Below are 20042 nucleotides of genomic sequence, written 5' to 3'. Positions count from 1 at the left end.
TACTTACTATATTTTCCCTCTTAGCGAATACTTGCCTCTAGGTTTTCTATCAACGCTTTTTCGACTTTTTCCATTGCTTTATTGATTTCTTCATCTGTCAATGTTGCTTCAGGATTGACGAATGTCAGGCTATAAGCCATGGATTTATGTCCTTTTTCGATGTTTTCTCCTTGATAGACATCAAATAATTGGATATCTGTTAAAAATCTTCCGGCAGCAGAATGGATAACTTCTGTTAATTCCTGATTTGTCACAGTTTCTTTTACAAGCAAAGCGATATCTCGGCTGACTGCTGGGAATTTTGTCACTGCTTCAAAAACGATTTCTTTTTGGGCAGCTTCCACTACAGCAGATAAATCAAACTCAGCAACATATGTTTCTGGAATATCATAACTTTTGGCAATTGTCGGATGCACTTGACCGACAAAACCGATGAATTGTTCGCCAAGGTAAATCGCAGCAGTTCTTCCAGGATGCATTTCTTTTATTTCTGTCACCGTTTGATAATGGATATCTTCATGGATACCTAGTTGTTCAAATAAGTTTTCTAAAAGACCTTTGATGGTGAAAAAGTCTACGTTTTGTGCTTTCGTCTGCCAATCTTTTTCTTCCCAAATACCAGAAATAGCGATTGCTGCATGTTTTATTTCTTGCGGCAGATGTGTGCGCGGATCATTTTCTTGGAAGAATACTCGACCGATTTCATATAAAGCAATCTCTGTATTTTTTCGAGCAGTGTTATAACTGATATCATCTAATAGTCCGCTGATCAAATTCATTCTTAATACAGAACGTTCTTCGCTCATTGGCCAGTCCAAACGTGTAATATTACTTTCTTTTATAACAAACTGTCTTGATTTTTCTTCTGTTGTCAATGCATAACTGATGGCTTCGCTCAATCCGCTTCCTTCAAAGATTGTACGAATTTTACGAGTAGTTTCTTGTTCTTTCGACAAGCTTCCAGCAACCGTTTCTCCACTTGGAAGAGTAGATGGCAACTGGTCGTATCCATAAATACGAGCAACTTCTTCGATAATGTCTGCTTCGATTTGGATATCCCATCGTCTTGGTGGTACGACTACGGAATAAACATGATCCTTTTCTTCATAGCTAAATCCAAGTGCTTCAAAAATCTCATTTACTTCTTTAACGACAAGAGATGTTCCTAAATATTGATTGATGCGTTCAAGTGAAATCTTCACTGATACGTCTTCTGCTTTGATCTCTGAACCTTTGACCGCACCTTGTAGAACTTCCCCACCTGCAAGAGAAACGATCATTGCTGCAGCAACCTCACTGGCTTCTCCAACAGTTGCATGGTTGATCCCTTTTTCAAAGCGTGCAGAAGATTCGCTACGCAAATTAAATTGTTTTGCTGTACGACGGATCGAAATTGGATCAAACAAAGCAGATTCCAGTGCCACTGTTGTTGTTTCATTCGTAATCTCTGAATCTAATCCACCCATGACACCAGCCAAAGCAACTGGTTCTTTGCCATTAGTGATGACAAGATTGTCAGTTGTCAATTCCCGAGATTCTCCATCTAACGTGACTAATGTCTCATTTTCTTTTGCATGACGGACAAGGATCTCATTTGATTTCAATTTGTCGTAGTCAAATGCATGTAGTGGTTGTCCGAATAAAAGCAAAATATAGTTCGTCACATCTACTACATTGTTGATTGGGCGGATGCCTTCATTCATCAAAAGATTTTGCAGCCATTGAGGACTTGGTTGGATGTTTACTCCTTCAATGATGCGGATTTGATAGGCAGGAACGACTTCTTTATCTTCAACTGTCACTTGGATCTTATCGCTAGCAAGTTGTGATGATTCTACTAATTTCTCGTCATCAAATGTAGGCGTCTGACGATAGATTGCCCCAACTTCATAAGCTACGCCGCGCATTGACAATGCATCTGCACGATTTGGTGTGATAGACAATTCAATGATTGAATCATCCATATCTAAATAAGGAAAAACTGGATCGCCATTTACAGCTTCTTGTGGCATATAATAGATACCTTCAGCGTATTCTTTCGGTATAACACTATCTGAATAGCCAATTTCTTGTAACGAGCAAATCATACCATTTGATACTTGACCACGCATTTTCCCTTTTTTGATCTTCACATTTCCAGCAATCCGTGAGTTAGGAAGCGCAACGATTACTTTGATTCCGACCTTCACATTAGGCGCTCCACAAACGATTTGAGACAGTTCGTCTTCACCAATATCGACTTGACAAATAGAAAGGTGATCAGAATCTGGATGTGGTACACATTCCTTGACTTCACCGACAACGATTTTTTTCAAGCCTTCTTCTGGAACCGTGATTCCCTCGACTTCGATTCCTGTTACAGACATTTTATCCGCTAATTCTTTTGGTGTTACATTCGATAAATCCACATAACGATTAAGCCATTTATATGAAACTAACATCTTCTTACTCCCCCTTGAACTGACTTAAGAAACGTAAGTCATTTTGATAGAAATTACGGATATCATTCACTCCATACCGCAACATAGCTACGCGGTCTGGTCCAAGGCCGAAAGCAAAGCCTGAATATTCTTCTGGATCGATTCCTGACATCTTCAACACATTCGGGTGCACCATGCCAGCTCCTAAAATCTCGATCCATCCAGTGTATTTACATACGTTACAACCGGCACCACCACATTTGAAACAGCTGACATCTACTTCTACTGATGGCTCCGTAAATGGGAAATAACTTGGACGCAAACGGATTTCACGATCTTCCCCAAACATTTTTTTCATTACGACTTCTAATGTTCCTTTAAGGTCGCCCATCGTGATGTTTTTATCAACAACTAGCCCTTCAATTTGATGGAACTGATGGCTGTGGGTCGCATCATCTGTATCTCTGCGGAAAACTTTTCCTGGCGAGATCATTCGTAGAGCACCCTTAGAGAAATCATGCTTTTCCATTGTTCGTGCTTGGACTGGTGAAGTATGTGTCCGAATCAATATCTCGTCTGAAATATAGAAAGTATCTTGCATGTCCCTTGCCGGATGGTCTTTTGGCAGGTTCATCCGTTCGAAATTGTAATGGTCAGACTCTACTTCGTAACCTTCTACGATCTGATACCCCATACCTACAAAAATATCTTCAATTTCTTCCATGATTTGCGTCACGATATGACGTGTACCATGCTTTACTTTTCTACCAGGCAATGTCACGTCTACTGTTTCTTTTGCCAAAGCTGCATTTAACGCTTCTTCTTCTAATACTTGTTTTTTTCGCTCTATTTCTTCTGTCAAAAGGTCTCGGATCTCATTTGCGAAACTTCCGACTTTTGGACGTTCTTCTGGACTTAGGTCTTTCATCCCACGCAATACTTCTGTGATCGGTCCTTTTTTTCCTAACGTTTCAACACGTATTTGATTTAATTCTTTTAAATCTTGTGCCGCCGTGATTTTGACGATTGTTTCTTCTTTCAAGCTCTCTAATTGTGCTTGTAAAGACATGTGCTTGTTCCTCCTTTAAATTCCAAATACAAAACAAAAAGACCTCATTCCTGTTAAGGAACGAGGTCTTCGCGTTACCATCCTAATTTGCGGATAAATAAACTTACACCGCACTCTTACTTCGTTAACGACAGTTGCCGGTCTGATAATGATCAGACGAACTCGGAAAGTGAACTTCATTTTTCAAACACAGGACCTGTTTTCAGTCTGTGACAGATCTCCCTGAACTGGTTTAGCCAAACTACTCTTTTTCGTCATCGTTCTTTTACTTATTCGTATGGACTATAGTTTACAAGATTTTTTTTACAAAATCAACCGCATTCTTCCTCTGTGACCCATTTTTCGCTCCAAACTTGTATTTGACGCATTGCTTTTTGCAAGTCTGCTCCTTTTTCAGTCAAGAGATATTCTGAACGGCTTTTTTCACTACAGGCAATGTTTCGAGTGACTATTCCTTCTTTTTCTAATTCCTTCAAGCGTTCGACCAATACCCGATCACTAACCATCGGGATTTTTGCCGCAAGCTCGACAAAGCGTTGCGGACCATTTTCGAGTAGTACATCGATAATCAATCCGTTCCATTTTTTTCCTAAAATAGAGAACGTTTTTTCAAATTTAGGACACAAAACGAATTCTGTCTGTGTTAGCTCCATCATACTCACCTCTTCCCAGAGTATAGCATAATCCTTACAAAACATAAGTCAAGTTTGCTCAATTATAATTATTTATTAATGTTTATGATTCGTTTCACCCGAAGTAAAATTAGGAAAACATTTTCTACAGGTTTATTCAGTGCTTCTGTCATTGCTTGTTGGTAAAGTCTTAGCTGTCCTTGATATTTTTGGACGATCGCGTCTATTTCTGCTGGATCATCCGGATGTAAAATGAAATCTGTTTTAAAATCATAGATATGGAGATGATCTTTTTCTTCTAAGTATCCATCGACGATTCCGTGGATCAATAGCTCATCTTCCTGATTTGGATAGTCTTGAAATACTTCATCAGCAGAAAGCAGCATGGAAAAAGGTTGTTCCCGTTTTACGTTTTCTTTGTTGGCAATCAATTGTTGCCCAAGTTCTGTTTGAAAGAACCATATAATAGAAGAAACATCTACTTTTTTTGCGACCTTTTCGTCTATTAACCGTTTCTTTACTAATTCCTGCAACTTTTGATTGATGCTCTCTGTAGTTGGCATCTCTAATGGCAGCAATTGCAATAAAGCATGGGTAGCTGTTCCAACAGCAGCTGCCGACACTTGCCGATCTTTTTGTAAAAATTTTGGTTCTGCTAGTTGTTCTTGCGTATAACGGAATTGACGAGATGCTGCCTTTGTCTGACTACTTTCCAGAGTCAAACGTGATTCTTGTGTATCATCTGGATCTTCGAATAATCGTTTGATCTCAGATACAGATTGATAACTTGTGGTTTGCGAAGAAGCCTGATAAGGATATTCATAGGCTAGACGTTTTTGTAACGAATCTGCTAATACAGTTTCCTTTTCTTTCATCTGCTCATCTAAGTTAACCAGTTCTTTTTCAGCAAGCAACTGTCTTTGTTCAATGATTGATTGCTGATTCATCCATGAAATGGAAAACTGTGCATTTGAATCTTGAAGGAGAGAAGTCGAAACTTCTTCCTCTAAGTATTTCTGCATTTCAGGATGACGGATCAATCCGTAACCAATCCAATTCATCAAGCTGCTTCTGCCCTTCAAACGTAGCGCGGGATCAAAAACCAACTCCTCATGATCAGCTGCTTCAGACCACGTTTGGATCATTTGCTCTTTATTTTTATAGGAACCGACAATGAAAAGCTTTTGTTCTGCCCGAGTCAATCCTACATACAATTTACGCATTTCTTCCGACAACAATTTGTTTTGCTTTGCCAATTTGATGGCTTGAAACGGTAACGTATCATATAACACCCGTGTTTCAGGATCCATATAGCGAATACCTGCTCCAAGTTTTTCTTCAAAAGCATACCGATTGCGCAAGTCTTGTAAGTTGAATTCTTTCGTCATATCTAACAAAAATACAACTGGAAATTCCAAGCCTTTACTTGCATGGATTGTCATTACGCGAACAGCATTATCTTCTATTGAAATGACTGGTTCTGCTAAGTCTTTATCTTTTTCTTGCATTTTTTCAATGAAACGCACGAACTGATATAATCCTCTGAAAGAACTTTGCTCGTATGCTTTGGCACGATCGACCAATGCATAAAGATTGGCTTGTCTCTGTGCTCCTGCTGGCAAACCGACCACATACTCTAGATATCCCGTCTCATAATAGATATCCCATAGCAAGTCAGTGATCGAAGAACGGCGAGCAAGTTCTCGCCAATGATCTAGTTGTTTGCCAAAATGTTCCAACTTAGCCGCTAATTCATCTTCGTTTGATGATTGATAAGCAAGCACAGCATCATAGTAAGTATGTGCACGATCGGCTAATCGGATGCTGGCTAATTCTGGTTCAATCAAACCCACGACTGGCGAACGCAATACAGCCGCAAGCGGAATATCTTGATAGGGATTGTCAATTAATTGCAGCAGCGAGATCATCGTGCGAATTTCTGTCGCTTGAAAATAATTTTGAGCATCATTCATCTCCAAAGGAATATCCAATGTTTTGAAAATCTCTAAAATTGTTAAGTTGTTCTTCTTTGTAGGTGTCAAGAGAACAATGTCTTTGTACTCTATCGGACGACTTTTCTTTGATTTTTTATCATAAATCATAAAGGAGGAATCAATTAATTGACGAATTTTTAGTCCTGTCATAAAAAGTTCGCCTTCTGTTTTGTCTTCCAGTATATCGTCCGTCGGAATCTCGATCTCTGATTCTTCCTGTTCTTTTTCATAGATCATGATTTCTGGCTCAAACTGTTCATTCTCCGGAAAGTCTGAGAATCCCTGTATCAGTTTGGCTGCTTCGTCATAATTGATTTGACCCACTGCTGGATCCATTAGTTGTTCAAAAATAAGATTCGTAAAAGAAAGGACTTCTTTTCTAGAGCGGAAGTTCTCAGCCAAAACGATCCGACGTCCGCCTTCTTTCTTTGAAAAATTCTCGTATTTCCCGATAAATAAACTAGGATCTGCTAAACGGAAAGAATAAATGGATTGTTTGACATCCCCAACCATAAACATATTTCCTTTTGTATCGTCAGGTTCTCTTAGCCAGTATAAAATGGCTTCTTGTAATTGGTTCACGTCTTGATATTCATCTACCATTACTTCTTTGAATTTTTTTCGATAATGTTTTGAAGCTTCACTTGGCAGCCATGCATCTTTCGTTTTTTCTGTGAGAATCTGCAACGCTAGATGTTCCAGATCATTGAAATCCAACACACCTTTTTCCCGTTTACGCATACTGAAACCGTCCATAAAGCTTTGCGTGACTTTTGTCATTTCTTCGACTAACGGTAGTGCTTTTTCCGTTAATTCTTCTATTTGGCTTGGTGAAACAGGAAAGTAACTTTTACTTATCTGCTGAATCAATTTTTTTGCTTTATCCCTCATGCCCTTGACTTCATTGGATATTTCTTTCAATTCTGCTTTACGACTGCTCTTAAAAGTTGAAAAAGTCAGTTGTTCCAAACTAGCATAAGCTTCTTCTAACCGATCTTGCGAGAAAGCTTCATAGATATTTTTGATCTGCTGTTGTTCTCCGGCCACTTGCTCATGCATTTTTTCTAATCCTTCACCTTGTGCTAACTGAGTCATCTGTTCATATAATTGTACACATTGGTATATATCTGCCAAAACTAAAGGACGGATTTGTTCTTGATATAATCGAGATTTCGCTAGCCCCTCAGTCAAACGATAATTATCGCTTAACTGTTCTAGCCATTTTTGGGGGTCAGGGTTGGCACGGGCAAACTCATAAAGAGAAAACACCAGATTCGTCAAGCCGTCATCTGAACGATCATTAGAAAAGTTCATTGTTAATTGAAAAAATCGTTCATCATTTTCTGCATAAAGTGCTTCTCTCAGCTCGTCCCACACATCCTCCTTCATCAAGATCGTTTCTGTTTCATCTGTTAACATGCGAAAGACCGGATCAATATCAATTAAGTAATAATAACGTCGAATAACTGTTAGACAAAAAGCATGTAAGGTTGAGATATTCGCTGTGGGCAATAAAACTAACTGCTTAGTAAAATGCTGTCTTCGTACAGGGTCGCTTTCGCTGTTGACCGCTTCTTGTAATGCCTCTTGAATTCTTTCTTTCATTTCTCTTGCAGCTGCTTCAGTAAATGTCACAATCAGTAATTCATCAATATCAAAACCCATTTTTAATTTTTCAATCACTCTTCGAACAAGCACTGTAGTTTTACCTGATCCGGCAGACGCAGAGACTAACAAATTATCTCCTTGATCGAAAATCGCCTGCCACTGATCATCTGTAAATCGTTCATTTTGCGGTTTTAAAGGAATTTGATTCACTCTTCTTCACTCCTTTTCAATATTCTGCGCAGTGCTTCTTCCTTATCTATTTTCTCCAGACGGTGGTAATTATTTTCTTTCAGCATCACATCAAACGTACAGATGCTTCTGAATGGACAAAATTCGCAGGCAATTCGCTGTTTATCTTTATAAGCTGGGTTTAGTTTGATTTCTCCGGAAGTGATTGCATCTCCAGCTAACCGCATATTTTCCCGATTATGCGCCATGAACAGTTGCAGTTCTTCTTCCGTGAAAAATTTATCTTTGCTGAAACTACCTTTTTGGTATTCATCTTTCGCATTTTTTTTCACTGGATAGATCAGTGATTGTTCTTTTGCTTCCAGTGAATGGTCTAATACTTCTAAAAGAGCGGGATCATCGACAAAAACGCCATCATAACTAAATTTTTTCAATGTATTCTTCTCTACATCATCTGTCTCTGTCAATACAGGATTATGAACATGTAAATAATAAGAGCCTGCTGGTTTAACAGCCGCCTTTCCAGTCAAACGTACCGCATCCATCAATGCTACGTCCAGATACGTCAATAATTGCATAGCCATGCCATAATAAGCTTCTGTGACATCGAATGAACGTCCACTAGATTTGTAATCAACGACGCTTAACCAAGTATTTTCTTGTTCAGAAGCTACATCGATCCGATCGATTTTTCCTCGGACGTGGAGTTTTCCACCATTACTCAACGGTAATTCCAGACCTGTGATACCTTTTGCTCCAGCAATCTGACCAAATAAAATCTCCGTCTGAAGAGGATGCATGCCCGTATTTTTGCTCTGTTTTTGCAAAGCCCATGCTACTTTTTGGATCGTCTGTCCTAATTGATAGCGGATATAGTTCATTCTTGCGGAACTATCCAATATCTCAAACCGAAGTTCTCCGAACACTTCTTGCAGCACTTTTTCAGTGAAGTCTTTACGTTGCGCATCGGTCATATTCACTAAGGATAATTGGTTTGAAAACAGTAGCTTGAAGAAACGATCCAATGATTCATGATAAAAATCACCTGTTGCTGCTGGAGTCAGACCATAAACAGTTCGTTCTTTCAATTTCAAACCAAATTGCATGAAGTATTTGTATTCACAATTATAAAAATTCTCCATACGTGAAATCGAAGTATAAATTTCTTTTCCATAAAGTTCTTCCGCCATTTTTTCTGGCATCGAAACAGGCACATTCAAATGTTCCTGACTTTCAAAGATTTGTAAAGCAAAATTGCGCCATGAGGAATTCAGTACTAATTCTTTGAGCTTTTGCCAGTGTTTTGGTACAGGTTTCTTTTCATCTAAAGCTAATCGATAAATCCTATTGACTGTATTGATTCCGCTTCTGTAAGTTCCTACATAACAATCAGGATCGCTTTCGATCGTCAAATGCTCTTTTCTCTCGACGGGAACTGATAAATATTCTGTGATTCTGCGCAAATAAGGAGACATCTTCAGTGAACCATCTGTGTCATAGCTTTGTGCATAGCTAAGATATAATCGATCCGTTCCGGAAAGAAAAACAAGGTAGGCTTGGAAAGGCTCAAAAGAGATACTTTCTTTTGATGGATCGAATAAAAACTGTCCATCTGGCAAAGCTTGATTTAATACTTCTCGTTCTTCACTGGACAACAATCCTTTTGTTTCTTTACGGTCTGGAAACACTTGATCATTCAAACCTAATGCAAAAGTGACGGCAGCTTGATTCGGTCGAACTAATTCCAAACGGTTGATGCGCACTTGGTCGATTGCGGTAGGGATTTTACCATAACTTAGATTTTCTAGACCACTCGTAATGATTTCTTGGAACAGTGACCAGTCAAAAGCTGTTTCACCATAAATGACTACATATTCATCCAGCAGATCAATCAGCGCTCCCCATGTCTGCTCATGGTTTCTTGCCGCTTCTAAGTTTCCTCTATCTACTTCCTGATTACGCCAAAACAATAATTGTTGCTGTACACCACTTTGAATCAAAAATTGATAAAAAACATTTGCGGCCGCTTGTCCTGTTTTGCTTTTCTTTATTTTTTTAAAAAATGCAGGTACAGATTTCTGAAATAATCGTCTAATCGTATTTGACTGTTCTTCCAGATATTGTACGTCTTCAATCTGTTCTGCTTCAAAATCATACGCTACAAACTGCCAGTCTTTTTCACGCGTCCAGTAAGTGCCTTGATAATTATAAGCAAGTGCAACATTTTCTGTGATGTCCAATTTTTTCCTGAATTCATCTCGTTCTTGTTTCCATTCATCCAGTTCGGTTTCTGTTTCCATCGATAGGAACAATTCCGTCTTGAAAAAACGCATAATATCACTTAATCGATAAGAATAACGGTCAAGAGCGAACAGACTGTTGATCCATTCAATCAGCGGATGATTTTCCATCATTTGTTCTTCATCGATATAAAAAGGAATCGCCATTTCTTGAAAGATTGGTCGAAGAATATTTCCATATAAGGACATATTTTTTGTCAGTACTTGGATATCACGATAACGGTAGTTTTCTTCACTGACTAGCCGTCTGATTTCAACGGCTAACTGTCGGACTTCCTCAGTTGGATTTTCAGCTTCCCACAAATGGAGAGCCTCTTGTTCCCCTAATTTGTGGACGGTTGCTTTCTTTTGGCTGGAAGTCTCTTCCCACATCGTTTGCAGCAACTGCAACGCTGTCGGACGATTCTGCTCTGGCGCAAAACGATCTACTAATATAGGGACTTTCCGTTCTCTCGCACTTTGAAAAAGACGGAAATAAAGCTTTCCAGTCTCATGAAAGAGCGTAAGTACTTCTGGAAGATCCGCTGTATAAGGACGATCCAACAATAAATCGACAACTAATTGCCCCTTTTCCATCATTGCCTGCAGTAATTGATACTCTTGCCCATTGATTCGGGAAAAACCGCTGACGATAAATTTGACGTTGGTGAAATCTTGTGTCTGCATATAATTTGCTAGTATAGCCAGTGCATCTTCATTTGATAGGGCACGTTCGGTCAATTCGCTGTCATAAGCTGAAAAAATCAGCTTCAAGTCTTTCATTTTAAGTTGCTGGTCTTCTGCATTCGGTGAATCACCAAATAAAAGCATCAAGTCTTCCGGTTGAATATTCCCTATGCGCAATTCACTATAGAGTTCTTGCAATTGGCGAATAAATCCTCTTTTATTGATTTCTCCGCGAAAGATCGTTAATTCTTCCTCATGTTTTTCTAAAATCTGTCGCAAGATCATCGCAGATCCGGATTCTGATAACTCATTTCCTGTAAGAAGGGTTGTCTGTTGCAGCAAATACCAAGCCAGACGGTAAAAACTGAATACTTGAACATTTGTTGTGCTGAAAGCTTTTTTCCCGCTTCTTCTTCGCATCTCCGCTAAAATTTCTTGTTCCTGTTCGAATTTGCTGTAATTGGGAACAAGGAAAAATACTTGGTTGCTTGCATCCTGGTCGAGCCAAGCTGACGCTTCGTCGATCAAGACTTGACGGTGATCTTTTTTCCCGTTTCCAAGAATAAATTGTAAAGACATGCTTTTCCTCCTTCAACACATGATACGGTGCTTCTTTATTATATCAAAAAATACTGAACATTTGTTCTATATTCTTCAAATTATATACTTTTATGGTTCTGATATTTCTATCTTTTTTGAGTATACGCAAAAAGACAGGAATCGCTACAAATAAGCAATTCCTGTCTTTTCGTGAGTTGATTAATGGATAGATCCCATTAGTTTTTTGATTGGTTCTTTCACAGTAAATAGCAAGATACCACCGACGATTGCTACTGCACCGATAATACCGAAGTAGGCAGATTCTGTTCCCGGTGTGTAGAAGCGTGCAATTTGTGCATTGATTGCTTGTGAAGAAGCATCAGCTAAGAACCAAATAGCGATTGTTTGTGATTCAAATGCTCGTGGTGCTAATTTCGTTGTTACAGACAAACCAACTGGTGAAAGACACAATTCAGCAATAACCACGATGAAGAAACTTCCTAACAACCACAATGGACTTACTTTTCCACTTGTCCCATAAAGCATACCTGGCAACATCAATAGTAAGTATGATAATCCTGCAAACAAAAGACCAAGAGAGAATTTCACTACTGTAGATGGTTGGCGTTTGCCAAGTTTTGTCCACATTGTTACGAATACCGGCGTCAAAATAAAGATGAAAATCGGATTCAATGATTGATACCAGCTTGCTTGGATCGTCACACCAAATAGTGTAGATTGCGTACGTTCACTAGCAAATAAAGCTAAGATAGATGAACCTTGTTCTTGTAATGACCAGAAAATGATTGCTGCAAGGAATAATGGGATATACGCCCATACTCTTGGTTTTTCTTCAGCAGTTACATCTTTTGAAGTCAACATTTTGATAAAGTAATACAACGGTAAGATAATCCCCAATACACTGATTGTATTGACAAAAAAGTCGATTGTCAGATGACCAGTTAATTGTGCCCCACCGAATACTGCAGCGATAACAACAAGTGCGATGATCAAGTTACGGATGAATCCTTTACGTTCTTCAGTTGTCAAAGGATTCGGCGGTGTAGTACCCACTCCGTCTAATGTCTTGCGTCCTTGGATGATGTATTGTAATAATCCAAAGAACATCCCAATAGCAGCTAAAGAGAACCCTAAATGGTAGTTATATTCTTGACCGATTGTCCCAACGATTAGTGGTGCTAATAATGCCCCTAAGTTGACACCCATGTAAAAAATCGAAAATCCTGCATCTCTTCGCAAATCAGTCTTTGAATAAAGATGTCCGACCATGCCAGAAACGTTTGGTTTCAAAAAGGCGGTTCCGATAATAATCAATGCCATTGAAACAAACAATGTACTTACACCAAATGGTAAAGCCAAGACGATGTGTCCAAGCATAATGAAGACTCCACCAAAGAATACAGTGCGTTTTGCTCCTAACATTCGGTCAGATACCCAACCGCCGACGATACTAGACATGTAGATCAGCGATCCGTATATCGACATGATAGCTAATGCTGTTGCTCGTGGTAATCCAAGTCCCCCGTTAGCAACTGTATCGTACATATAATAGATAAGTAATGCACGCATACCATAATAACTAAATCGTTCCCACATCTCAGTGAAGAACAAAGTTGACAATCCCTTCGGCTGCCCGAAGAAGCCCTTGTCTTGCTGTTTTTCCATAATCTATACCCCAATTCTTTAAATTTTCAGAAAATATTATACATCTTTACCGAAAAATTTAACTAAAAAACTTATTTAAGAAATATAAACTAATTTTCTATAAAAACAAGTAATTTTTAATGGCAATATCATAAAAAAAAGAAGATAGAGATTTAATAATTATATATCAGCTGTTTTTTTCAAATAAGCAAAAATTCCTAAAACACAGCAATGAAAGCGATAACCGAGAAAATCCTTTTCTAACGATTTCCCTTATTAAAATTGTTTTTTTTACTTCGCTTATTTTTTGTGAGCATATCTGTTTACTTACTTTTTGTAAGATGCTATACTTCATTTCGTAATCAATTAAAAAAATGCAAAACGCAAATCAAAGGAGAAATTTTATTATGACAACTTTTACTGACACTTTAAAAAACCGCCGTTCAATCTATCATCTAGGACGTAACGTTTCACTTTCTAATGAAGAATTGACAGCTTTGATCAAAGAAGCAATTAAAGAAAGCCCAACTGCTTTCAATGCTCAATCAACACGCGCAGTTATTCTTTTCGGAGACGCACATGAAAAACTTTGGGAAATCACTGAAGAAGCACTTCGCCCATTGACTCCAGCAGAAGCTTTTCCAAATACACAAAACAAATTAGCTGGTTTCAAAAATGGTTATGGTACAGTATTATTCTTCAAAGATACTGACGTGGTAAAAGGTCTACAAGAACAATTTGAATTGTATGCAGACAACTTCCCAGATTGGTCAGAACAATCAAACGGAATCGCAACAGCGAACACTTGGGTAGCATTAGTTGATAAAGGATTGGGCGCAAACCTGCAACATTACAACCCAGTTATTGACGAAGCAGTTGCAAAAGAATGGAATATCCCTTCAAACTGGAAACTACGTTCACAATTAGTATTCGGTTCACCAGAAACACCAGCTGGGGAAAAAGAATACATGAACGATGCAGATCGCTTCCGTGTATTCGGATAATTTTACTTGAAAAAAACAGAGGTTGTGACAAACATCTTGTCGCAACCTCTGTTTTTTATTCTGGATCGATCATAATATCGATCTCCGCCTCATCGTTCAAGCGTTGGGACAAAAATGGAACTAATTCTTCTAATGATGCAGAAAATTTCAGCATCGGTCCCCGCCACCCGTTTCGGAAAAAATTCATTTTTACAATTTTGGAACCTTTTGGTTGGTACAACACGATTTTATTGATTTCAGAAAAAGGAACACCTTTTTTATCAAAGCTATTCAAGACAAGCCCTTCTTCTGTAATTCCTCGACTGTCCAACAAAAAACTAATAAAAATCATCGCTGACAAAATCCCTTTTGCCAATTCATCTGCTGTAGGCTGACTGATGAGTGTGTACCAAATGACTAGTACTACTAAGAATGGTATGACCAAGTAGACCCATCGATTCCGAACAGTCCGATAAATAATTTCTTTTCGCACCAGCCAAAGAAATAAGAACATAACAACAACGAATAAAAACAATAGGACCGTAAAAAATGTTACCATGACAACTCGCCTCGCTTTTTCTTCTCCTGAAAACAGGAAAAGAATACTGATTTACCTTCTCAAAGAAATTGGACTTGCAGCACGCCGCACGTCCAATTATTTTCTTTATTCAAATGTATCATATTTTGCAACAACCATGCTTGCTTTTTCATCTAATAACTCTTGATCCTCTGCAGCACATTGGGCAACTTTGACCACGGCACAGTTTGTCATTTTTGATACAACTTCACCAACGACCGTTTTTGTAAAGCCAATTGGTTTGCATGCATATTGTTCTCCTAAATTAATCATTTCTTCCGTCATCAAAATCCTCCTAAACTGCTGGAACTTTTCTCCATATTACAATTGCTATTTTTTGGAGATTTAACTATTTGATTTTTTGTTTACAGTCAAAAATCAACCTTACAGGCATTATAGCGTACTGTTTTCGTTTTCACAATTAAAACAGCTGTTGTATCTAGAAGAATTTTTTCTAAAATAATAAATAATATTCCTCAAAAACTGATTATTTCTTACATATTTAAATAAAATACTTCCCTTCCCAATAAAAATACACTTATAATAGGAAAGATAAACAGCTGAAAAGGGAGATTTCCAATGAAGAAAAAAACATTAAAAAAACTATTGTTTCTAGGAGGTACAGCTACTCTTTTATTAAGCGGTACAAGTTATTACCTACATATCCATTCTCCAGAACATACAATGAATACTACACAAAAAAGTTCAACACAAAAAACGAAAAAAACAAAAGAGAAAGCAGAAGTTTTGCTAGATGTTCCATTAGAGAGCCAGTTTGACTCTCCTTCTCTAGAAAATGGCTGCGAGGTCACTTCGCTTTCCATGCTTTTATCTTTTTATGGTTATGAAACGACTAAAAACCAGTTAGCTGAACAATTGGATTACGTCCCTGTTTTCAATGCAGATGGGACTCATGGCGATCCTAATGAAGGATTTGTTGGAGATATCAGTGGCGGAGACTGGGCTATGGGCGTCTATGTCCCTCCTATTGCCTCTCTTGCTCAACAGATCGTCCAAACGGATTATCATACTTTACCAAAAACAGATGCTCAACTAGATGATATCAAAAAAGCTCTATCTAAAGGAAATCCTGTATGGACTTCCGTGACTATCAATTTTGAAGTCCCTGATGAAACTGATTTTATGACTTGGACAACAAACAATGGAGAAGTAAGAGTCACTCCACTTGTTCATGCTTGTGTAGTCACTGGATACGACAAAGAGAATATTTACGTCAACGACCCCTATGGCGTAAAAAATCGAGCAGTACCGATTAATGATTTTTCGGCCATTTTCACTGCAATGGGCGGACAAATGCTAACTTTGGAGAAAAGCTAGTAATTAAAGTAAAAATCCCTTATACTCTAGATACCGAACCTTTGAAGGGAGCACAGATAATGGAAAAATTCACTCATAAAAAAATGGATCCAAATGAAATTCCGATTATTTTTGTCCGTGATCGCAAAGGAAATGTTCAAGGTAAAGTTTCTATTAATGAGTGGAACGAACGGCGCAGACCTGCTACCCTCAATGAACTAGAAATCAAACTGTATCGTCAAGCTCTTGTCTATTATGGAGACCAAGAGTATGGAAAAGCAATCGATTTATTAAAATTTCTAATCGCTCGAACAGAGTACACCCACTTTGAATATATCGAGCGTTTAGCAAACATTTACCATATCCTGAATGAACCTGTCAAAGAATATCAGTTGCTTGACTCCGTCTTGTCCGTAGCAGAGCGGATTGCCCTTCCTGCTGGATTGGAAAAGAAACTGGTGCGCCGCCTTTTACGAGTAAAACAACAACTATCTGATCAAGAAAAATAACTTGCGTTTTTTTAGAAAAGTGCTATGATTATTTTGTTGAATAAATGGGATGTAGCCAAACTGGTAAGGCACTTGACTCTGAATCAAGCAATTGTAGGTTCGAACCCTGCCATCCCAATTTGATGAGCTTGTTGATAAGAAATGAACCCCTGAAAAAAGAATGATCTTTTTTCAGGGGATTTTGGAATATTTTTATTATTTATTATTTAGTTTACATAATTTTATTATAATCAAAAATTAAATCTGTAGCACTCATACAGTAGATTTAGCCAATAATTGCTAATGCTTTTTCCGGAACTTTTTCTCTAGGAACTTCTTCATACGTTTCTATGTGTGCTCCTTTATTGCTGATTTTCAAATAATGATTTTCTTTTAACACAGAAAGTCCATTAAATTCAATTGTTCGTTCTTCCCCATCGGCATTAGCAGCTTTTTGAACATACCTTGCCGTTCCATGTTCATTTACTTCCTCTGGTTTTTGTGTTTTTACATAGACCTCACCTTTTTCAACTAATGGATTTAGCTGGTCAAGTATACCAGGGATTTCCCCGTAACTTCCTTCAGTATAGTATTTCAGTCCAAATAGCAAAATACCACTAATCGCCGCCAATCCTATCAAATATTTAATCACTTTCATCTTTCTACCTCCTTGTTATATATCCAGTATATGGGGCAATTAGAGAAATTCCATCCGTCCTAAGTTGGAGATTTTTCTCCTACTTTAGAAGCGAGAAACAAGTGTTTTTTTAGCAAAAATGATTGTTATTTGATATTATGGTGATGTGGATAATTTAGATTTTCTCGCTTTATCCATGGAAAAAAATCAAGTTGATGGCAAAGGATGTGTTCAAAATGAATCAAGAAGAATTATTTCAAAAAGTCAAGGAAATGATAAAAGGCGGCAACTTCGACGGCGCAAAACGATTTATCGAAGAACATAAAGAACAACTAGGTCCTTACAAAGAGAAAGCACAAAATCTTCTAAAAGACGTAAATATCGACAGTGTGAAAGACAAGTTCAAAAATCTATTTAATAAGTAGGAATTTTCATTTCTGGAACACCGTTTGTCCAGAAGAAGGGACTGTGACACGACTTTTGTCACAGTCCCTTGTTTTTTCTGAATCATCCTTACTAAAATAAGCGTGTCGGATCATAGTGATAAGTCACATTGCCGTTCAGCGATGCTTTTCCTACCACATATTTACGATTCTCCAATTTCAGCCATGCTTCTCGAAAAGCCATCAGTTCTTCTCTTTTTACATCGATTTTTTCGATTTTTCCATCAATCAAATCTTGGATAAGTTGTTCATATGGATTCATTTTTTTCCTCCATTTACTGTGAATCAATAAGTTGTAAAAATAGGTTCATATGCCTTTTTAGTATCCAGATCTTCTCTGACTTTGACTGTCGTATAAATAATTTTTTCTACTGGGATACTATAATAACTACCTTCACCGTTATTGAATCGGTGAACGTCTTTCTTTGCTAAAATACCATTGATTTTATTCGTCAGTACACGTTGTTCGACACTATTGCTTACAACATAGTAAATCACCCGAATATTATTGATTAAATGCAAATCGATTTCTAACACTACATGATCCATGAAAATTCCACTCCTTCTTTCACTTTGATTATAGCAATTTTCCCCTATAAATTCAAAATCAATACATATTTTACTGGATAAATCCATAGAACTGCTTGCGCCTTCACGCACAAAGTGTTATTTTGTATCTTGGACTTTATTTATTGGAGGCAATAGTATGATCGCGATCGGTCAGTTCGTTTTTTATATTCCTTTTTTTATTATGCTAAGCATTCTTTTCTATTACATAAAATGGACGAAAAAGAAGTTTTCAGTTTTACTGGCCTCTTTACCTGCCGTATATTTTACTTATCAGATTTTTTCTTTTAGACATTGGGAAACAACATCTGTATTAGTGATACACATCATCGAATTGACGCTTGCAGTAGTTTTTCTAATCATTTGGATCTATTTTTTATATAAAAATCAGAATTGAATCCTAGCAGTTTCAAAAGAAAACGATTAAAGATCAGCAGAGATTTGCTGTATCTTTAATCGCTTTTTTCTATTCTGTGATACCAAAAAAATGTTTGAATCGATGAAGAAGCGTTCCTTGTTTTAATTCTATAAATTCTTGTGCAATCGGATATTTTTCTTCCAAATTTTCTTTGTTCTTTTCAATCAGACTTTTTGCTTCTTCATATTTTTTATCTGCACATAATACTTTTACTTCCTGTAAAACTTTTCCTGCTTCCATTTACCTCACCCTCTTGCCTTTTTTATGGCTTTAAGTTTGATTTAAGCTATACGCATTATTCTATATTCATCCCAAATAACCTTTTTTCATTTTTTACTCCTCGAACCAATCAGTTTTCTAAAGACTGATTGGTTCATCTTTTTTATTTTTCATCCATTTTATGCTGCTCTTCTGCTAATTTGTCTAATGCTTTAATGGATGTGACAGTTTTCGCATAATCATAGCTGTATAATTCTGTAAATTTATCAGGCAGAACAAACCACGCTGGATGGTAGCCGTTCGCAGTGATCGGGAATCCTTTGTCTTGTTGATTATCTCCATCCCACCTTACAGCAACACCTTTTTTTCCTTTCCACTTTATTAAAGCAATCGAGTATCCTTTTTTTGTTTGTGTGCCGTCTTCAATAATTGCTAAAATTTCTATTTTTTCTTTTGGTGCACGAACTTCTTGAGGGCGAACCATTTTCTATTCCTCCCTTATCTAATTACTTCACGACCAATACACTGCAAGGGGCATGTGAAACGACATAAGAAGCGGTCGATCCGACTAGTGCTTGTTGTATCGCTCCTTTTCCTGTCGCTCCCATAACGATCAAATCAATATTTTCTTGTCCAGGGATGACATTGGCAATCAAATTTCTTGGATCTCCAGTTTCAACTATTGCATGGATCTCAGCAATGCCGAACTCTTTGGCATCATTGATTTTTTTCAGCATGGCTACTTCTGTTCTTTGTTTTTCATCTGCATAGATTTTTGAAAAGGCATAGGCACTATGGGTCAGCTCAACTTTGTTGATGATTGACACGATAAATAAGTGGGCTTCATTGTCCTTTGCTAAGTCAAGGGCTTCAGCGAACGCTTTGATCGATTGTCTTGATCCGTCAACTGCTACCATGATGTTCTGGTATCTCTTACTCATTGGAACCGCCTCCTTTTTCTTTTATTGTAACATCTCAAGCAAAAATACAAAAAATATACGCAATGTGTAAATAAAATGATGATTAATAGCAATTTTTTTCAAGTTATTTATACATTTCTGTTCTCATCAGAACACTTGTTCTAAACCTATCATTTCTGCATTATGTGGAATTTCTCATCATTTTTCACATGAGATGAACATCATTCTGTTACAAAAAACGTGGATTTGTCATAAATTGTCATGCTTCTTTTACCTATGAAATATTTTCACGTGTTAAAGTATTCCTCGTTGAACACAACAAATAAAACTTTTTAACGAATAAAGGAGATTTTTCATGACATCACTTAAAACTTTACTTTTTGGAACAAC

The 20042-nt window shown here is 37.5% G+C and carries 19 protein-coding genes and 1 tRNA gene; 6 read left to right on the top strand and 14 right to left on the bottom strand.

Annotation, left to right across the window (positions count from 1 at the left end; translation table 11 throughout):
* Nucleotides 1-20 precede the first annotated feature (20 nt).
* From pheT to RWU19_RS11015, 6 genes are all read right to left on the bottom strand, one after another.
* Nucleotides 21-2441 carry a phenylalanine--tRNA ligase subunit beta gene (gene pheT / locus RWU19_RS11040; RefSeq protein ID WP_123838190.1) on the bottom strand — a complete coding sequence of 807 codons (2421 nt, stop codon included), beginning with the start codon at nt 2439-2441 and terminating at the stop codon, nt 21-23.
* 4 nt (nt 2442-2445) lie between these two features.
* The gene (gene pheS / locus RWU19_RS11035) at nt 2446-3489 is read right to left on the bottom strand and encodes a phenylalanine--tRNA ligase subunit alpha (protein WP_002292949.1); all 1044 of its coding nucleotides are present in this window, start codon (nt 3487-3489) and stop codon (nt 2446-2448) included.
* Nucleotides 3490-3800: 311 nt separating this feature from the next.
* Complete coding sequence (locus RWU19_RS11030; RefSeq protein WP_002292948.1) at nt 3801-4142, bottom strand: winged helix-turn-helix transcriptional regulator; 342 nt, start codon at nt 4140-4142, stop codon at nt 3801-3803.
* A 68-nt stretch (nt 4143-4210) separates the two neighbouring features.
* Nucleotides 4211-7933, bottom strand: coding sequence for a helicase-exonuclease AddAB subunit AddA (addA, locus tag RWU19_RS11025; protein WP_123838189.1), 3723 nt, complete (start codon nt 7931-7933; stop codon nt 4211-4213).
* Nucleotides 7930-11457, bottom strand: coding sequence for a PD-(D/E)XK nuclease family protein (locus tag RWU19_RS11020; protein WP_123838188.1), 3528 nt, complete (start codon nt 11455-11457; stop codon nt 7930-7932). Before RWU19_RS11020 ends, addA begins: the two co-directional genes overlap by 4 nt.
* Before the next feature lie 180 nt (nt 11458-11637).
* A complete protein-coding gene (locus RWU19_RS11015; RefSeq protein WP_010732688.1) occupies nt 11638-13104 on the bottom strand; it encodes a peptide MFS transporter in 1467 nt (488 codons plus the stop codon).
* Nucleotides 13105-13490: 386 nt separating this feature from the next.
* Here RWU19_RS11015 and RWU19_RS11010 point away from each other — a divergent pair, with 386 nt between their 5' ends.
* Nucleotides 13491-14087: a nitroreductase family protein gene (locus tag RWU19_RS11010; RefSeq protein WP_002309425.1), complete on the top strand. Its 597-nt coding sequence runs from the start codon at nt 13491-13493 to the stop codon at nt 14085-14087.
* A gap of 55 nt (nt 14088-14142) precedes the next feature.
* Here the strand turns inward: RWU19_RS11010 and RWU19_RS11005 are convergent, their stop codons facing one another.
* A complete protein-coding gene (locus RWU19_RS11005) occupies nt 14143-14625 on the bottom strand; it encodes a hypothetical protein (protein WP_002315109.1) in 483 nt (160 codons plus the stop codon).
* Nucleotides 14626-14730: 105 nt separating this feature from the next.
* On the bottom strand, nt 14731-14928 hold the full coding sequence (locus RWU19_RS11000; RefSeq protein WP_002315110.1) for a hypothetical protein: 198 nt from the start codon (nt 14926-14928) through the stop codon (nt 14731-14733).
* A gap of 294 nt (nt 14929-15222) precedes the next feature.
* Here RWU19_RS11000 and RWU19_RS10995 point away from each other — a divergent pair, with 294 nt between their 5' ends.
* The 3 genes from RWU19_RS10995 to RWU19_RS10985 all read left to right on the top strand — a co-directional run bounded on the left by RWU19_RS10995 (nt 15223) and on the right by RWU19_RS10985 (nt 16587).
* Nucleotides 15223-15981, top strand: coding sequence for a C39 family peptidase (locus RWU19_RS10995; protein ID WP_123838187.1), 759 nt, complete (start codon nt 15223-15225; stop codon nt 15979-15981).
* Nucleotides 15982-16040: 59 nt separating this feature from the next.
* Nucleotides 16041-16469 carry a hypothetical protein gene (locus tag RWU19_RS10990; protein WP_038398872.1) on the top strand — a complete coding sequence of 143 codons (429 nt, stop codon included), beginning with the start codon at nt 16041-16043 and terminating at the stop codon, nt 16467-16469.
* A 45-nt stretch (nt 16470-16514) separates the two neighbouring features.
* Nucleotides 16515-16587: transfer RNA gene (locus tag RWU19_RS10985), tRNA-Gln, on the top strand.
* Nucleotides 16588-16734: 147 nt separating this feature from the next.
* Here the strand turns inward: RWU19_RS10985 and RWU19_RS10980 are convergent.
* Nucleotides 16735-17106, bottom strand: coding sequence for a YxeA family protein (locus tag RWU19_RS10980; RefSeq protein ID WP_002315113.1), 372 nt, complete (start codon nt 17104-17106; stop codon nt 16735-16737).
* Between the two features lie 215 nt (nt 17107-17321).
* Here RWU19_RS10980 and RWU19_RS10975 point away from each other — a divergent pair, with 215 nt between their 5' ends.
* Nucleotides 17322-17510: a hypothetical protein gene (locus RWU19_RS10975; RefSeq protein WP_002292937.1), complete on the top strand. Its 189-nt coding sequence runs from the start codon at nt 17322-17324 to the stop codon at nt 17508-17510.
* 91 nt (nt 17511-17601) lie between these two features.
* On the opposite strand, the gene RWU19_RS10970 is transcribed toward RWU19_RS10975, so the two are convergent.
* Both RWU19_RS10970 and RWU19_RS10965 read right to left on the bottom strand, forming a co-directional pair.
* Nucleotides 17602-17790, bottom strand: coding sequence for a hypothetical protein (locus RWU19_RS10970; protein ID WP_002288067.1), 189 nt, complete (start codon nt 17788-17790; stop codon nt 17602-17604).
* Nucleotides 17791-17813: 23 nt separating this feature from the next.
* Nucleotides 17814-18077, bottom strand: a complete 264-nt coding sequence (locus RWU19_RS10965; protein ID WP_002292935.1) for a hypothetical protein — start codon at nt 18075-18077, stop codon at nt 17814-17816.
* A 157-nt stretch (nt 18078-18234) separates the two neighbouring features.
* On the opposite strand from RWU19_RS10965, the gene RWU19_RS10960 reads away from it, so the two are divergent.
* Complete coding sequence (locus RWU19_RS10960) at nt 18235-18492, top strand: hypothetical protein (protein WP_002292934.1); 258 nt, start codon at nt 18235-18237, stop codon at nt 18490-18492.
* Nucleotides 18493-18561: 69 nt separating this feature from the next.
* Here RWU19_RS10960 and RWU19_RS10955 read toward each other — a convergent pair whose 3' ends face one another.
* The 3 genes from RWU19_RS10955 to RWU19_RS10945 all read right to left on the bottom strand — a co-directional run bounded on the left by RWU19_RS10955 (nt 18562) and on the right by RWU19_RS10945 (nt 19673).
* Nucleotides 18562-18753 carry a hypothetical protein gene (locus RWU19_RS10955; protein WP_002315115.1) on the bottom strand — a complete coding sequence of 64 codons (192 nt, stop codon included), beginning with the start codon at nt 18751-18753 and terminating at the stop codon, nt 18562-18564.
* A gap of 142 nt (nt 18754-18895) precedes the next feature.
* Entirely contained in the window at nt 18896-19216 is a 321-nt protein-coding gene (locus tag RWU19_RS10950) for a hypothetical protein (RefSeq protein WP_002315116.1), read from the bottom strand.
* Between the two features lie 22 nt (nt 19217-19238).
* A complete protein-coding gene (locus RWU19_RS10945) occupies nt 19239-19673 on the bottom strand; it encodes a universal stress protein (protein WP_002292929.1) in 435 nt (144 codons plus the stop codon).
* Nucleotides 19674-20042 lie beyond the last annotated feature (369 nt).

It is taken from the genome of Enterococcus sp. 2STP, assembly GCF_032465635.1.
GTDB lineage: Bacteria > Bacillota > Bacilli > Lactobacillales > Enterococcaceae > Enterococcus_B > Enterococcus_B lactis.
The sequence above is the reverse complement of the archived record's forward strand: the minus strand, read 5'-3'. Positions and strand labels throughout refer to the sequence as shown.

Bases quoted from the DNA above. Each gene is read 5' to 3' on its own strand.
- pheT (WP_123838190.1), bottom strand. From the start codon at position 2,441: ATGTTAGTTTCATATAAATGGCTTAATCGTTATGTGGATTTATCGAAT.
- pheS (WP_002292949.1), bottom strand. From the start codon at position 3,489: ATGTCTTTACAAGCACAATTAGAGAGCTTGAAAGAAGAAACAATCGTC.
- RWU19_RS11030 (WP_002292948.1), bottom strand. From the start codon at position 4,142: ATGGAGCTAACACAGACAGAATTCGTTTTGTGTCCTAAATTTGAAAAA.
- RWU19_RS11020 (WP_123838188.1), bottom strand. From the start codon at position 11,457: ATGTCTTTACAATTTATTCTTGGAAACGGGAAAAAAGATCACCGTCAA.
- RWU19_RS11015 (WP_010732688.1), bottom strand. From the start codon at position 13,104: ATGGAAAAACAGCAAGACAAGGGCTTCTTCGGGCAGCCGAAGGGATTG.
- RWU19_RS11010 (WP_002309425.1), top strand. From the start codon at position 13,491: ATGACAACTTTTACTGACACTTTAAAAAACCGCCGTTCAATCTATCAT.
- RWU19_RS11005 (WP_002315109.1), bottom strand. From the start codon at position 14,625: ATGGTAACATTTTTTACGGTCCTATTGTTTTTATTCGTTGTTGTTATG.
- RWU19_RS11000 (WP_002315110.1), bottom strand. From the start codon at position 14,928: ATGACGGAAGAAATGATTAATTTAGGAGAACAATATGCATGCAAACCA.
- RWU19_RS10995 (WP_123838187.1), top strand. From the start codon at position 15,223: ATGAAGAAAAAAACATTAAAAAAACTATTGTTTCTAGGAGGTACAGCT.
- RWU19_RS10990 (WP_038398872.1), top strand. From the start codon at position 16,041: ATGGAAAAATTCACTCATAAAAAAATGGATCCAAATGAAATTCCGATT.
- RWU19_RS10980 (WP_002315113.1), bottom strand. From the start codon at position 17,106: ATGAAAGTGATTAAATATTTGATAGGATTGGCGGCGATTAGTGGTATT.
- RWU19_RS10975 (WP_002292937.1), top strand. From the start codon at position 17,322: ATGAATCAAGAAGAATTATTTCAAAAAGTCAAGGAAATGATAAAAGGC.
- RWU19_RS10970 (WP_002288067.1), bottom strand. From the start codon at position 17,790: ATGAATCCATATGAACAACTTATCCAAGATTTGATTGATGGAAAAATC.
- RWU19_RS10965 (WP_002292935.1), bottom strand. From the start codon at position 18,077: ATGGATCATGTAGTGTTAGAAATCGATTTGCATTTAATCAATAATATT.
- RWU19_RS10960 (WP_002292934.1), top strand. From the start codon at position 18,235: ATGATCGCGATCGGTCAGTTCGTTTTTTATATTCCTTTTTTTATTATG.
- RWU19_RS10955 (WP_002315115.1), bottom strand. From the start codon at position 18,753: ATGGAAGCAGGAAAAGTTTTACAGGAAGTAAAAGTATTATGTGCAGAT.
- RWU19_RS10950 (WP_002315116.1), bottom strand. From the start codon at position 19,216: ATGGTTCGCCCTCAAGAAGTTCGTGCACCAAAAGAAAAAATAGAAATT.
- RWU19_RS10945 (WP_002292929.1), bottom strand. From the start codon at position 19,673: ATGAGTAAGAGATACCAGAACATCATGGTAGCAGTTGACGGATCAAGA.